This window comes from Bordetella sp. MIP270_01_BMS, assembly GCF_054958705.1.
In genome coordinates, this window is sequence record NZ_CM143297.1 from 3,890,553 (window position 1) to 3,904,179 (window position 13,627).

A 13,627-nucleotide genomic window follows, 5' to 3' on the forward strand; every position below is an offset into this window, starting at 1 on the left:
GTGTTCTCATACTGCTCGCGGGCCCGACGCTGGGCCGTGCCACATGCCTCAATCCTCGAACGGTGCCGGCCTTCTCAGCGCGGCGACTGCCCCGGACCCGGGCCCCGGCGTCGACGGCATGGCGGCCGAGCTGCTGGCCATGCTGCATGGCAATGCGCCCTCCGAGGACTTTGCGGGCCGCCTGGCCCAGCTGGAGGCCCTGCCGCACGGATTGGCGCGCAAGAGCAGTCTTATCGAACTGGGGCGCATGGCGCTGGCGCTGCGCAACCGGCTCGAACAGCACGAGCAGCGCGAGCGCGGCATGATGGCCGTGATCGAGTCCGCCCAGGACCTGGCCAGCCGTCTGGATCTGCCAGAGCTGCTGAAAGCCATCGTGACGCGCGCGCGCGACCTGCTGCGGGCGCACCTTTGCTGGCTCACGATCTACGACGCCGATGCGGGCGAATTCAAAGTGGTGGTCTCTGAAGGCGCCATCGTGGAGCGCACCGGCAGAATGACCGCTCAGCGCGAGCTGGGCGTGGCCGGCATCGTCATGAGCACCCGCCTGCCATTCTCTACGCCCGATTACCTGCACGACAATCGATTCATTCATGACGCCGCCCTGGATGACATCTTCCGCGCCGAAGGCGTGTCGGCGCTGGTGGGCGCCCCGCTGATCCGGGACGACAGCGTCATCGGCCTGCTGTTCGTGGCCGACCGCTATCACCGCACGCACAGCGCGTCGAACATCTCCATACTGTGTACGCTGGCCACGCACGCCGCGGTGGCCATCGACAACGCCAAGGCATTTGCAGATGCCCAGTTCGCGCTGGACAAGGCCGACCGCGCGCGCGCCGAACTGGAGCAACATGCCCGCGATGTGCAGAGCGCCGTGGAAGCCCACGAGCGGCTGACCTCGCTGCTGGCCAGGGGAGCATCGCTGGGTGAACTGTGCCAGGACATCGCGCAGCTGCTTCAGGGCAGCATCGTCGTGCTGGATGAGGGAGGACACCCGCTTGCGCGGGCATCGGCGCCCGACTATACCGAGGCGGCGGCGCTCGCTTACGAGCCCTATGGGCCGCATGGTGCCGCGCTTACCCAGGCCTTGAATGAGAGCCGCCGCGCCGGGCGTTCGACGCTCGCCTATGAAAGCGAGGGGGAATACTGCCGCGCCATTGCGGTGGTGGGGGGCGGCGGATTGCTCGGCGCGGTGCTGCTGTACCGGCGCGACCAGATGCGCGATATCTCCATACGGACCTTCGAGCGCAGCTCCAGCGTGATCGGTGTCGTGCTGCTGTCTCAAGAGCGCATGGAAGCCAGCAAGAGCCGCGACACCTCCGCCTTCCTGCAGTCGATGCTTTCCCCACGCCAGGGCGAGCCCGCGCTGGCGCGCGATCGGGCCGAACGGTTCTCGCTGGATCTGGCCCAGCCTCTTGCCCTGATGCTGGTAGAGCCTGAACGGCTGGACCCGGGCTTCGTGGCGCGCCGTCTGCGCGCCGGCTATGCGTGGCCGGGCCTGGTGCTCGACGACGTGGACGGCGTGCTGGCCTTCGTGTGCAACGCCGCCCGGGCCCGGCACCTGCAGGACTCGTTCGGCGAATTCGCGCGGCGGGAGCTTGGTGGCGCGTATCGCGGCGTGATGTCGCGTCCGGTGCTTAACGCTGCCGAGATGCCTGCCCTGTATGCATCGTTGCGGCGCGCGCTGTCGGTGGTGGGGCGCCTGGGCCTGCGTGCGCGCATCATGGGGCAGAACGAAATGGCGCTGTATTCGGTCCTGTTCGAAACACAGGACAGGGCGAGCCTGCAGGTCTTCCTGGATGCGACCGTAGGTCCGCTCATCGAGTATGACGGCAAGCGCGGTACGGAAATTGCGCCCACGCTGCTGGCCTTTTTCGATTTCAACCAGAACGCCACGGCGACCGCCGCGCGCCTGGGTATACATGTGAACACCGTGCGGCAGCGGCTGGCCACGGCCGAGGCCCTGATCGGCAGTATCGCGGATACGGGCCGGGCGCTGGAATTGCACATGGCGCTGCGCCTTTGGAACGTGGGCGTGGCACCGCCGCGGCGCGGCATGGACACATAGCCGCGCGGCCCATGAGCGGCGGCGCCAGGCCCGCGCTGGCGCGGGCAGCGTCCGGGAAAGCCGGGTAACGGAGAGCCTATGTCAGATGTCGTGCAGTTGCGACCCGAAGGTTTGTATTGCCCCGCGGGCCAGTTCTACATAGACCCGTGGCGGCCTGTTCAGACTGCCGTGCTCACGCATGGCCACGGCGACCATGCCCGTGTGGGCATGGGCAGTTATCACACCGCCGGCGTCGGGCTGCCGATACTGCAGTGGCGCCTCGGCGAGCAGGAATACCATGCTCATGAGTACGGACAGCCCTTTACCCTGGGGGCGGCGCGCGTGTCCCTGCATCCCGCGGGACACGTGTTGGGGTCGGCCCAGGTGCGCATCGAGGTCGATGGCGAGGTGTGGGTCGTGTCCGGCGACTACAAGCGCCAGCCAGACCCGACCTGCGCCCCGTTCGAAGTCGTGCAGTGCGATACCTTCATTACGGAAGCCACGTTCGGGCTGCCGATCTATCGTTGGCCCGATACGGCCGCCGTGGCGCGCGACATCGCGCAATGGCGCGATCATTGCGCCGCCCGCGGCGAGGCTGCCATTCTGTATTGCTACGCGCTGGGCAAGGCGCAGCGCGTGCTGGCCGAGTTGAAGCCCTGGCTCGACCGTCCGGTATATCTGCATGGCGCCATCGCGGCTGGCGTCGAGGTATATCGCCGGGCCGGCATCGACATGGCGGACACCGCGCTGGTGATGGAATCGGATGCGGGGAAGGCCGGCACGGGTACGGCGTTTGCGGGAGAGCTCGTGCTGGCGCCGCCGTCAGCCGCCGGAAGCGCCTGGCTGCGGCGGTTCCGCAAGGCCCAGCACGGGTTCGCGTCGGGCTGGATGCGGCTGCGCGGAAATCGCCGCCGCCGTAATATGGACCGGGGCTTCGTGGTGTCCGACCATGCCGACTGGCCCGCATTGCTGCAGACGATACGCGAGGCGGGCGCGCGCCGCATCATTGCGACGCACGGCGACACCCACGCGCTGGTCCGCACCCTGAACGAAGCCGGACTGGCCGGCGAAACCCTGGCGACCCAGTATGGCGAGGATGACTAGCTTGCGCGGACGGCCTCAACCATGAAGCGATTCGCGGCGTTGTACCAGGAACTGGATCGCAGCACGGCCACGCTGGACAAGCGGGCCGCCCTCGTGGGGTACTTTCGTGATGCCCCGCCGCGCGATGCCGCGTGGGCGCTGTATCTGCTGGCAGGCGGCAAGATCAGCAGCGCCCGCCGCACCATCGCGCGTACCGGAGAAATGCGGGCATGGGTGGCCGAGGCGTCTGGCACGCCGCCGTGGCTGGTGGACGAGAGCTATGACCAGGTCGGCGACCTGGCGGAGACCCTGGCGCTGCTGATCCCCGACCCTGCAGAGCCCGCCCCCGAGCGGGGCCTGGCCGACTGGATCGAAGAAGTCCTGCTGCCCGTCGCGAACCTGGACGAGAGCCGGCGCCGCGCCGTGATCGTCGACGCGTGGCTCGGCCTGCCCTTCGACGAACGCCTGGTCTTCAATAAGTTGCTCACCGGCGCGTTGCGCGTCGGGGTGTCGCAGCGCATGGTGCAGCAGGCGTTGGCCGAGCTTTCCGGCATACCCATTGCCCGCATCGCGCAGCGCATGCTGGGTTCCTGGGAGCCCAGCCCGGCCTTCCTGCGCGACCTGCTCAGCGCCGAAGAATTGCCGGGAGATCGCCAGCAGCCTTATCCGTTCTATCTCGCATCGCCGCTGGAGGGCGGACCGGCGACGCTGGGGCGCATTGACGATTGGTTGATCGAATGGAAGTGGGACGGCATCCGCGCACAACTGATCCGACGCCATGGCGAGGTGGCGTTGTGGTCGCGCGGCGAAGAACGGCTGGACGGCCGCTTTCCCGAAGTGGAGGCGGCCGCCGCCGCGCTGGACGTCGACTGCGTGCTGGATGGTGAGTTGCTGGCCTGGCAGGACGCCGCACCCGAGCCGATGGCCTTTGCCGCCTTGCAGACCCGCATCCAGCGGCTCAAGCCTGGCCCCAAATGGCTGGCCGAGGCCCCGGTGCGCATGCTCGCATACGACCTGCTTGAATTGAACGGCACCGATCTGCGCGATGTGCCCTTGGCCGAGCGGCGCGGCCGGTTGCATGCGCTGCTGCATCGGCACCCCGACTCGCGTCTCGGCCTGTCGCCCCTTGTCGAATTGCCCAGCTGGGAGGCGGCCGGGGCCTTGCGCGAAGAATCGCGGCAGCGCGGCGTGGAAGGCTTCATGTTGAAGCGGGCGAGTTCGCCCTACCAGAGCGGGCGCCGGCGTGGCGATTGGTGGAAGTGGAAGGTCGACCCGCTCACCATCGACGCCGTGCTGCTTTACGCCCAGGCGGGCCACGGCCGGCAGCACGCTGTATACCGATTACACCTTCGGCCTGTGGCAGGACGGTGTGCTGATGCCGGTGGCCAAGGCGTATTCCGGCCTCGACGACAAAGAAATACTGGAGCTCGACCGGTGGCTGCGGGCCCACACGCGCGAGCGATTCGGGCCCGTGCGTTCCGTGGACCCGGTGCAGGTGTTCGAGCTGGGATTCGAAGGGGTTGCTCTGTCCAGACGGCACAAGTCGGGGGTGGCCGTGCGGTTTCCGCGCATCCTGCGGTGGCGGCGGGACAAGCCGGCCGCCGAGGCCGACCAGCTGGACACGCTGCGGGCGCTCGCCCGATGAGGGCGACGCCGCGAGGCTGGGACGCGCCGCTGGCGGCCTGGTTCAAGGCGCGCGGCTGGCGTCCCGCACCGTTCCAGCGCGAAACCTGGCGCCGGTACCTCGACGGTGAGTCCGGACTGCTGCACACGCCCACCGGCAGCGGCAAGACGCTGGCGGCCATCGGAGGGCCTTTGCTGCAGGCGCTGAGCGAGCCCGCCGTGCAAGCGGGGCCCGTGGTGTTATGGGTGACTCCGCTGCGCGCGCTGGCGGCCGACACGGCCCGCGCTCTGACCGAGGTAACCCAGGAACTGGGCCTGTCCTGGACAGTGGCGATGCGCACCGGCGACGCCAGCGCGCGCGATAAGCGCCTGGCCCGGCAGGGCAAGGCCCAGCTGCTGGTCATCACGCCGGAATCCCTCTCGCTGTTGCTTTCCTATGCGGATTCGGCGCCACGCTTCGGCCATCTGCGCTGCGTGGTCATCGATGAATGGCACGAGCTGCTGGGCAACAAGCGCGGTGTGCTGTTGCAACTCTGCCTGTCGCGCCTGCGCACGCTGTCGCCCGAATTGCGCGCCTGGGGCCTGTCGGCCACGCTGGGCAATCTGGATGAGGCGCGGGACGTGCTGTTGCCGCATGCGCCGCACAGCGCCCTGGTGGCAGGCGCGCGTCCGCGCAAGGTGCGCGTGTCGACGCTGCTGCCCGAGCGCGACAGCGGCTTGCCCTGGGCCGGGCATCTGGGGCTTGCTCAACTGGCGCGCGTCTACAAGCGGCTGTTCACCGTGCGCGCCACGCTGCTGTTCACCAATACGCGCGCCCAGGCCGAGCTATGGCACCGCGCGCTGGAATCGATCTGGCCGGAAGACCTTTCTACGCTGGCGCTGCATCACGGGTCGCTCGATCCGAGGCTGCGCGCGGCCGCCGAGCAGGGGCTGCGCGAGGGAAGGGTGCGCTGTGTGGTGGCGACATCGAGCCTGGACCTGGGCGTGGATTTCCCCGCGGTAGACCAGGTCTTGCAGATAGGCAGCCCCAAGGGGGTGGCTCGCCTGCTGCAGCGGGCCGGGCGCGCCAGGCATCGGCCCGGGGAGTCGGGCCATGTGATCTGTGTGCCGGCGCAAGTGCTTGAACTGGTGGAATATGCCGCTGCACGGCAGGCAATCGAGAATGGACGCATCGAGTCCCGTACGCCCCCGCGCGGCAGCCTCGACGTACTGGCGCAGCACGCCGTCACGCTGGCGCTGGGCGGGGGCTTCGACGCCGAGGGCCTGTATCGTGAGGTCCGCGCCACACATGCCTACGCCAGCCTGGACCGTGCCACCTGGCAGGCCGTGCTGGACTTCATCGTGCACGGGGGGCGCGCCCTGGGCAATTATCCCGAGTTCCGGCGGGTGGAGCAGGACGAAGACGGGCGCTATCGCGTGCACGACCGGCGCATTGCGCTGCGCCATCGCTTGTCGATCGGCACCATCACCGCCGATGGTGCGGTGATGGTGAAATACCTGCGCGGCGGCGCCCTGGGTTCGGTGGAAGAAGGCTTTCTAGCGCGGCTGCGGCCGGGCGACCACTTCCAGTTCGCCGGGCGCACGCTGCAGCTGGCCCGGTTGGAAGGCATGACCGCCTATGTGCGGCGGGCCCGCGGGGGCAACGGCCCGGTCGCCACGTGGCTGGGCGGCCGCATGCCCCTGTCCAGTCAGCTGGCCCGCGAAGTCGAAGACCTGTATTCCAATCCCGGATCTCACCGTGAAATGCAGGCAGTCGAGCCCCTGTTGCGAATCCAGCGCGAGGCGAGCGCGCTGCCCGGCGCGGGCCGCCTGGTCGCGGAGCAGATCGCCACGCGAAGGGGCATGCACGTGTTTCTGTTTCCGTTCGCCGGCCGCGCGGTACATGAAGGGTTGGCAGCCATGATCGCTTTGCGCTGGAGCCGCCTGCAGGCCAACACCATCTCGTACACCGTCAACGATTACGGCCTGATGCTGACCCTGGCCCAGCCTGCCGAGCTCGACGACGCACTGCTGCGGAAATTGCTCAGCCCCGAGCGCATGGACGAAGACCTGCGCGATGGGGTCAACCTGGGAGAGCTCGCACGCCGCCAGTTTCGCGAGATTGCCCGGGTGGCCGGCCTGTTGACCCCTTCGTTGCCTGGCCGCGAGGTACGCTCGCTGCGACAGGTGCAGGCTTCCAGCGGATTGCTGTATGACGTGCTGCGGCGCTACGACCCCGATCACTTGCTGCTGGCGCAGGCCGAGCGGGAAGTGTTCGAACTGCAGCTCGAGGCGCCGCGGCTGCAGGCGGCCCTGCGCGATTGTGCCGGACGTACCCTGATGCTGTGTTCGCCGCGAGCGCTGACGCCGCTATCGTTTCCCTTGTGGACGGAAAGCCTGCGCGGCCAGCTCAGCACCGAGACCTGGCAGGCGCGCGTCAAGCGGGCGGCCGAGCAACTGGAGAAGCGTTATGCCCGCATCGGCGGATAATGCCCTGAGCCACGAGCTGGCGGGCGAGCCCGTGCTGCTGCTGGGCGATCGGGCCATGTACTGGCCAGCCCGCAAGCGCCTGATCATCGCCGACCTGCACCTGGGCAAGAGCCACGTGTTTCGCCAGGCCGGGATCGCCGTGCCCAGCGGCGCCACGCAACACGACCTGCAGCGCCTGAGCCGCCTGGTTGGGGCGACGGGCGCCCGCGAACTGTGGATCGTGGGCGACCTCTTGCACGGGCCGGCCGCGCAGGCCGCATGGCGCGAAACCTGGCTGCAATGGCGGGATCTGCATGAAACGCTGGATGTGGCCGCGCTGACGGGCAACCATGATCGCGCGCTGGCGCAGGCGCCATTGCGCGTGCGCCAGCTGGGGCACGAATGCGAGGATGGTCCGTTCTTGTTCAGGCATATTCCGGGCGAGGACCCGGAAGGGCGGCATATCATTGCGGGCCATGTGCATCCGCAGGCCCGAGTGCCCGGCGTGCCGCGTAACTGGCCGGTATTCTGGCTGCGCGAGGGGTTGACCGTATTGCCCGCCTTTTCCGGATTCACCGGCGGTGTCGTCGTTGCTGGCGGGCCGGGCGAGACCATGGTGGCCTGCGTGGACGGCACGGCCGTGGCCCTGGTCACGAGGCTGGCGCCGGGCCTGCCGCGCGCGGGCGGCGCGAGACGGCGCGGTTAGCGCCCCGGCCCCTGAGATCCGGATACGCTTTCCAGCCAGCCGGAAATCTGCGCGATGACCTTCTCGGGCTGCTCGCGATGGGGCACGTGGCCGCAGTGTTCCAGGACGACCGAGCGCGCCCCGGACAGGGCCGCAATGCGTTGCAGATGTTCCAGCGAACCGTACTCGTCGTCGTCGCCGTGCAGGGCCAGCACCGGGCAGCGCACCGCCCGCAGGTATTCGTCGAGCCGCCATTTCGCAAAATCGGGCGCCAGCCAGGTATCGACCCAGGCGCTCAGCACCCATGCCGCTTTGTCGCCATGGTATTTCTTCAAGCGATCGAGCTGGCCCGCTTGGGCGAAATCGGCGCGGGCCTGCCGGATGCCTGCCAGGGTGCGCTCTTCCGCATACATCTGCGCCGACTCGGTAATCAGGGCCCGGCAGTGCGCGGCATGTTCCACCGCGCTGACCAGCGCCATGCCGCCGCCGACGCTATGCCCGAGCGCCACGAATTGCTCCAGTGCCAGCGCCTCGCGCACGCGGGCAAAACCCTGGCCAGCCTCATGTGCGACGAAATCCAGGTCGAGCTGGCGGGGGTTGGGGTCGGACCTGCCGAACCCGAGGCGGTCGTACGCAATGACCTCGCGGCCGGTGGCCAGCGCCAGCTGCTGCGGGAAATCGCGCCACAGCTGGACGCAGCCCAGGGAATCATGGAACAGGACAATGGCCGGCTGCAGTTCTGCGGGCGCTTCGGGCCGCCAGCGGCGCGCATATAGCCGGCCTGGTCCGGCGTCGATGAGATAGTCCTCGGTCGTGACAGTCGGCATGCGCAGTTTCACTAGAACGGTTGAGTCGGCATCGGGCGATGCAATGCCGATCATACCCATCAGGCGGGCCGCCGGCGCGGCAGGCGGTTCACTGGGCGATGTCGGGTTCGACGAGCCTTGCAAGCTGCTGCAGCGACTCTTGCCACCCCAGGTAGCACATCTCGGTCGGAATCGCCTCGGGGATTCCCTCTTGCCGGATGTGCACCTCGGTGCCACACGACACGGCGTGCAGCGTTACGGTCACCTGCATCTGGCCCGGCATGCCGGCGTCGTCGAACTGGTCGGTGTAGCGGATGGTCTCGAACGGAACGAGTTCCACGTAGTCGCCACCGAACGAATGGGCGTGCCCCGTGCTGAAGTTCCGGAACGACATCCTGTGGCTGCCGCCCACGCGCGCGTCCAGGTGATGGACCTGGCAAGTGTAGCCATAGGGAGGCAGCCACTTGGCCAGCGCGTCGGCTTCCAGGAATGCTCGGTAGACGCGCTCCGGAGGGGCGCGCAGTATGCGGTGCAGCGTTACAGTTCCGTTGGGCATGGAGACACCTGTCTGTAAAAGTGGATGTATGGCTACGACGTTCGCGGCGGCCGGTTTTCGACAGTTTTTTCTAAGGGAAAACCCCAGGCGTGGTACAAGCGGGGTGCCGGCGGAATCGCCGCCGGAAAACTGCCTGGGCAACCCTGATGAAAAAAACCGATCTCGAAAAGAATAAAGCCCTGAAGCTGATGGGCAAGCTCAACGCCGCGCAGCCCCCCGGGCGCTACGGCGCCGAATCGGCTTCCTCCCCGGACCGCCGTGAACAACGGCGACTGGACCAGGCCGCCGGGCTGGTGCCTTTTCCCGTGAAACTGCGGCAACCGCTGATCGATGCGCTGCGTGCCCGGGCCGATGCCGATGGGGTGCCTGTGAACGACCTGATCAACGACTTGCTCGACAGTGCGCTGAAAGGCCGGTAATGCATATCTGGGTAGACGCGGATGCCTGCCCGGCGGTCATCAAGGAAATCCTGTTCCGGGCCGCGCAACGCTTGGAGCGCTCGTTGACGCTGGTGGCCAACCAGATGCTGCGAACGCCCCCGTCGGCGTGGGTGCGCGCGGTGCAGGTGCCACGCGGCTTCGACGTGGCGGACGCCTACATCGTCGAGCACGTTGCGGCCGGTGATCTGGTCATCACGGGCGATATTCCGCTGGCGGCGCAAGTGCTGGAAAAGCACGCGCTGGTGCTGAGCCCCCGTGGCGAGCGCTACACGGCCGACACCATCCGCGAGCGCCTGTCGGTTAGAGACATGATGGAGGAATTGCGCAGCGCCGGTATCGACACCGGCGGCCCCGCTGCCTTCAGCCAGGCCGACCGGCGAGCCTTCGCCAATGCGCTAGACCGGCTGCTGCTGGCCGCATCGCGGGCCGGCCCGGGCGCGAACTAGCACAACGGGGGCGGGCCTCGCTACACTGCAGTACCCCCTTATAACGAGACCGCCATGAGACAACTACTGCGCAGTGTGGGCCTGGCGCTGGCCTTGCCATTCATCGCCGCCGGGGCCCTGGCCCAGCCGGCTTCCGGCTCTTCTCCGGGCGCCGCCAGTGCGCCGCCCACGGCAGGCCAGGCGGCCTCGTCCGCCGCCAAACCCGCCCTCAAGCCCGCCGACGGGCCGGCGGCGACGCGCGACGCGTTCTTCTGGCTGGGTGAGATCAACAAGGCCACGGTGGTCATCAACAGCGAGGACGGCTTGCTCGACCGCGCCATGGCGCCACGCCTGGCGGCCGGAGTCGCCCAGGTCATCAACCAGGGCAATCAACCGGGGGGCAAGCGCCCGTCGACAGTCATTACCTTCGAGCCGCTGCTGATCCAGGCTGCTGGCGCCGACATCACTCTACTGCATGCCGGACGGTCCAGCCAGGACATGCACGCCACGTATCGAAGCGCCATCTTGCGCGACAAGATGCTGGATCTGGCCGAGCAGCTGAACGCGACTTCCACCACGCTGGTGAACCTGGCCGAGAAGCATGTCGAGACCGTGGTGCCCAACTACACCAACGGTGTGGCGGCGCAGCCGAACAGCTACGGTCATTATCTGCTGGGGCATGCCGCCGCGCTGGACCGGGACGCGCAACGCATACGCGAGGCCTATGCGCGGATCGACCGTTCGCCCATGGGCACCACGGTGCTCAATGGCACCAGCTGGCCGCTGGACCGCGAGCGCATGGCGCAGTTCCTTGGTTTCAGCGCGTTGGTGGAAAACGCCTACGATGCCTCGCAGATTTCATCGATGGACCAGCCAGTGGAAGCGGCCTCTATCGCTACGAGCATCGCTCTGCACACGGGCAACTTTGTTGAAGATGTCATGACGCAATACGCGCAGGCGCGCCCCTGGATATTGCTGGAAGAAGGCGGCGGCAACACCTATGTGTCGAGTGCCATGCCGCAGAAGCGCAATCCGGGGCTCCTGAACGACACGCGCAGTGCCGCGTCGACCGCGCTCACGCTGGCCATGGGTCCGGTGCTGCAGACCCACAACATTACTCCCGGCATGAGCGACCCCAAGAACGTACGGCAGAATTCCGCAATGGTCGAGAGCGCGATCAATGTGCTGCAGCGCTGGGACCGCGTGTTGAAAGCCATGGTGATCAGCCGCGAACGCGCGCTGGAAGAACTGAACAGCGATTGGACGGCATCGCAGGAGCTGGCCGATGTGCTCATGCGCAAATATCGGCTGCCGTTCCGGGTGGGCCACCATTTCGCGTCAGAGGTGGTGTCGTTTGCCAAGGCCGGCAACATCAAACCGCTGGATTTTCCGTATGAACAGGCGCGCCGCATTTATGCCGAGGGCGTACAGGGCACCGAATACCCGCCGGAATTGCCCATGAGCGAGGCCGAATTCCGGGCGACGCTCGATCCGGTCGCCATCGTGAACCATCGCGCCACGCGCGGCGGACCGCAGCCGTCTGAAATGCAGCGCATGCTGAAAGACGCGCGCGCCCGTCTGGCCGAGCACGATGCCTGGGTAAAAGAGCGCCGCGCCCATATCAACAATTCATTGGCCGAGCTGGACAAGCAGTTCGAACAACTGATCGCGAGCGCCCCGGCCAAATGAGCCCAGGCGTTCCTGCGGCAAAACGTATGATGCCTGCGTGCGGGTGATATGATCGCCTGCAACGCAGCGCCGCAGGAACCCTCATGAAGGCCACCCCCCCCATTCCGGCACGCAAGAAAACCCTTTCGTCCCAGGTGGCGGACGAACTGCGCGCGCGCATCGAAGGCGGTATGTACGCGCCGGGCGACAAGCTGCCTACCGAGCAAGTGCTGGTCGAGAAGTTCGGCTTCAGCCGCACGGTAATCCGCGAGGCGGTGGCCACGCTGCGGGCCGACGGCCTGCTGGAATCCCGGCAGGGGGCGGGGGTGTTCGTGCTGGGACCCAGGCAGTCGGGCGAGACCCTGAGCCTGTTTTCGCACGCCACCGACAAAATATCCGACATCATCGAAGAACTGGAGCTGCGCATCGGCATCGAGGTCGAAGCGGCAGGACTCGCCGCGGCCCGCAGTTCCCCCGCGCAGGAAGCGACTATCCAGGCCGAGCTGGATCACTTCGCGCAACTCATGGCCGAGGGCAAGTCCACCGACGAGTCGGACTTCCGCTTCCACATGGCCATCGCTTCGGCCACCAACAACACGCGCTTCAAGACCTTTCTGGAACATATCGGCCGCCGCATGATTCCGCGGGTGAAGTTCCGAACCGTGATGGGCGGCGTCGATCCGCTGCCCAATCGCGATCACACCATCCTGGCCGAGCACACCGAGATCGCAGAGGCGATCTTCGACAGCGACGTCGACCGCGCGCGCGAGGCCATGCGGCGCCACCTGCTGATCGGTATCCAGCGATACCGTGCCCTGACCCGGCGGCCGCCGGAGCCTGCGCACGGCGATTGACGCGCCCGCCAAAGTCATAATATGATTATGTGCAAATACATACTATGACTTTGCAGAGGCCCGCATGTCCCCCCAAGAGATCAAGACCCGCATCGCGTCCGGCTTGCTGTCGTTTCCGGTCACGCACTTTCATGACGACCTGAGCCTGAACCTGCCCAGTTACCAGAAGCACGTGGCGTGGCTGTCGGGCTACGACGCCGCGGCGCTGTTTGCCGCGGGCGGAACCGGCGAACTCTTTTCGCTGACGCCCCAGGAAATCGGCGACGTGACCCGCGCCGCGAAAGAAGCGTCGGGGCATATGCCCATCATCGCGGGTTGCGGCTACGGCACGGAGCTGGCCAAGGACATCGCGCGCCGCGCCGAGCAGGCGGGCGCCGATGGCCTGCTGCTGCTGCCCCACTATCTGATGGAAGTGCCTCAGGAAGGCATCTTCCAGCACGTGAAGGCGGTCTGCAATTCCACGGGGCTGGGCGTCATCATCTATAACCGCTCCAATTCGGTGGCCACGGCCGAGACCATCGCGCGCCTGGCCGACGCCTGTCCGAACCTGATCGGGTTCAAGGACGGCACCGGGCAGACCGCGCTGGTACGCCACATCACCGCCAAACTGGGCGACCGGCTCAGCTATATCGGCGGCATGCCCACGCACGAGCTGTACGCCCAGGGCTTCAACGGCCTGGGTCTGAGCACCTATTCATCGGCGGTATTCAACTTTGTCCCGGAACTGGCCCTGCGCTTTTACCGCGCATTGAATGCCAACGACGACGCCACCATGGGGCAGATCCTCGACAGCTTCTTCTTCCCCTTCGCCGCCATTCGCGATCGCGAGAAAGGCTATGCCGTATCCATCATCAAGGCGGGGGTGCAGCTGATCGGCCATACGCCCGGTCCGGTTCGCGCGCCGCTGACCAACCTGAAGCCGCAGGAACTCGACATGCTGAAGGCGCTCATCGAGCGCTGCGGCTCCTGAACAGCGAGCCATATGCGGGCGGGCG

General features: G+C 67.2%; 11 protein-coding genes. 9 read left to right on the plus strand and 2 right to left on the minus strand.

The window, feature by feature from the left end:
• The first annotated feature begins 43 nt into the window (after positions 1-43).
• The 4 genes from ACV17W_RS18245 (at position 44) to pdeM (ending at position 7,904) form a co-directional block, all read left to right on the plus strand.
• On the plus strand, positions 44-2,065 hold the full coding sequence (locus ACV17W_RS18245) for a helix-turn-helix domain-containing protein (RefSeq protein ID WP_462593767.1): 2,022 nt from the start codon (positions 44-46) through the stop codon (positions 2,063-2,065).
• A 78-nt stretch (positions 2,066-2,143) separates the two neighbouring features.
• Positions 2,144-3,148, plus strand: a complete 1,005-nt coding sequence (locus ACV17W_RS18250; RefSeq protein ID WP_462593768.1) for a ligase-associated DNA damage response exonuclease — start codon at positions 2,144-2,146, stop codon at positions 3,146-3,148.
• Between the two features lie 21 nt (positions 3,149-3,169).
• On the plus strand, positions 3,170-7,219 hold the full coding sequence (locus ACV17W_RS18255) for a ligase-associated DNA damage response DEXH box helicase (protein ID WP_462593770.1): 4,050 nt from the start codon (positions 3,170-3,172) through the stop codon (positions 7,217-7,219).
• Positions 7,200-7,904, plus strand: coding sequence for a ligase-associated DNA damage response endonuclease PdeM (gene pdeM, locus ACV17W_RS18260; protein ID WP_462593771.1), 705 nt, complete (start codon positions 7,200-7,202; stop codon positions 7,902-7,904). Before ACV17W_RS18255 ends, pdeM begins: the two co-directional genes overlap by 20 nt.
• Here the strand turns inward: pdeM and ACV17W_RS18265 are convergent.
• Together ACV17W_RS18265 and ACV17W_RS18270 are read right to left on the minus strand one after the other, a co-directional pair.
• The gene (locus ACV17W_RS18265) at positions 7,901-8,710 is read right to left on the minus strand and encodes an alpha/beta fold hydrolase (RefSeq protein ID WP_462593772.1); all 810 of its coding nucleotides are present in this window, start codon (positions 8,708-8,710) and stop codon (positions 7,901-7,903) included. The genes pdeM and ACV17W_RS18265 overlap by 4 nt on opposite strands.
• A gap of 88 nt (positions 8,711-8,798) precedes the next feature.
• On the minus strand, positions 8,799-9,245 hold the full coding sequence (locus ACV17W_RS18270; protein WP_462593773.1) for an SRPBCC family protein: 447 nt from the start codon (positions 9,243-9,245) through the stop codon (positions 8,799-8,801).
• A 146-nt stretch (positions 9,246-9,391) separates the two neighbouring features.
• Between ACV17W_RS18270 and ACV17W_RS18275 the strand changes: the two genes are divergently transcribed.
• The 5 genes from ACV17W_RS18275 to kdgD all read left to right on the plus strand — a co-directional run bounded on the left by ACV17W_RS18275 (position 9,392) and on the right by kdgD (position 13,602).
• Positions 9,392-9,664, plus strand: coding sequence for a hypothetical protein (locus ACV17W_RS18275; RefSeq protein ID WP_462593774.1), 273 nt, complete (start codon positions 9,392-9,394; stop codon positions 9,662-9,664).
• On the plus strand, positions 9,664-10,131 hold the full coding sequence (locus ACV17W_RS18280) for a YaiI/YqxD family protein (protein WP_462593775.1): 468 nt from the start codon (positions 9,664-9,666) through the stop codon (positions 10,129-10,131). Before ACV17W_RS18275 ends, ACV17W_RS18280 begins: the two co-directional genes overlap by 1 nt.
• Positions 10,132-10,185: 54 nt before the next feature.
• A complete protein-coding gene (locus ACV17W_RS18285; protein WP_462593776.1) occupies positions 10,186-11,799 on the plus strand; it encodes an argininosuccinate lyase in 1,614 nt (537 codons plus the stop codon).
• A gap of 83 nt (positions 11,800-11,882) precedes the next feature.
• Entirely contained in the window at positions 11,883-12,632 is a 750-nt protein-coding gene (locus ACV17W_RS18290) for a FadR/GntR family transcriptional regulator (RefSeq protein ID WP_462593777.1), read from the plus strand.
• A 64-nt stretch (positions 12,633-12,696) separates the two neighbouring features.
• Positions 12,697-13,602 carry a 5-dehydro-4-deoxyglucarate dehydratase gene (kdgD, locus tag ACV17W_RS18295; RefSeq protein WP_462593779.1) on the plus strand — a complete coding sequence of 302 codons (906 nt, stop codon included), beginning with the start codon at positions 12,697-12,699 and terminating at the stop codon, positions 13,600-13,602.
• The last annotated feature ends 25 nt before the right edge of the window (positions 13,603-13,627 follow it).

Excerpts from the sequence above, each read along its gene's own strand:
- ACV17W_RS18245 (WP_462593767.1), top strand. The coding sequence starts at position 44 with ATGCCTCAATCCTCGAACGGTGCCGGCCTTCTCAGCGCGGCGACTGCC.
- ACV17W_RS18250 (WP_462593768.1), top strand. The coding sequence starts at position 2,144 with ATGTCAGATGTCGTGCAGTTGCGACCCGAAGGTTTGTATTGCCCCGCG.
- ACV17W_RS18255 (WP_462593770.1), top strand. The coding sequence starts at position 3,170 with ATGAAGCGATTCGCGGCGTTGTACCAGGAACTGGATCGCAGCACGGCC.
- pdeM (WP_462593771.1), top strand. The coding sequence starts at position 7,200 with ATGCCCGCATCGGCGGATAATGCCCTGAGCCACGAGCTGGCGGGCGAG.
- ACV17W_RS18265 (WP_462593772.1), bottom strand. The coding sequence starts at position 8,710 with ATGCCGACTGTCACGACCGAGGACTATCTCATCGACGCCGGACCAGGC.
- ACV17W_RS18270 (WP_462593773.1), bottom strand. The coding sequence starts at position 9,245 with ATGCCCAACGGAACTGTAACGCTGCACCGCATACTGCGCGCCCCTCCG.
- ACV17W_RS18275 (WP_462593774.1), top strand. The coding sequence starts at position 9,392 with ATGAAAAAAACCGATCTCGAAAAGAATAAAGCCCTGAAGCTGATGGGC.
- ACV17W_RS18280 (WP_462593775.1), top strand. The coding sequence starts at position 9,664 with ATGCATATCTGGGTAGACGCGGATGCCTGCCCGGCGGTCATCAAGGAA.
- ACV17W_RS18285 (WP_462593776.1), top strand. The coding sequence starts at position 10,186 with ATGAGACAACTACTGCGCAGTGTGGGCCTGGCGCTGGCCTTGCCATTC.
- ACV17W_RS18290 (WP_462593777.1), top strand. The coding sequence starts at position 11,883 with ATGAAGGCCACCCCCCCCATTCCGGCACGCAAGAAAACCCTTTCGTCC.
- kdgD (WP_462593779.1), top strand. The coding sequence starts at position 12,697 with ATGTCCCCCCAAGAGATCAAGACCCGCATCGCGTCCGGCTTGCTGTCG.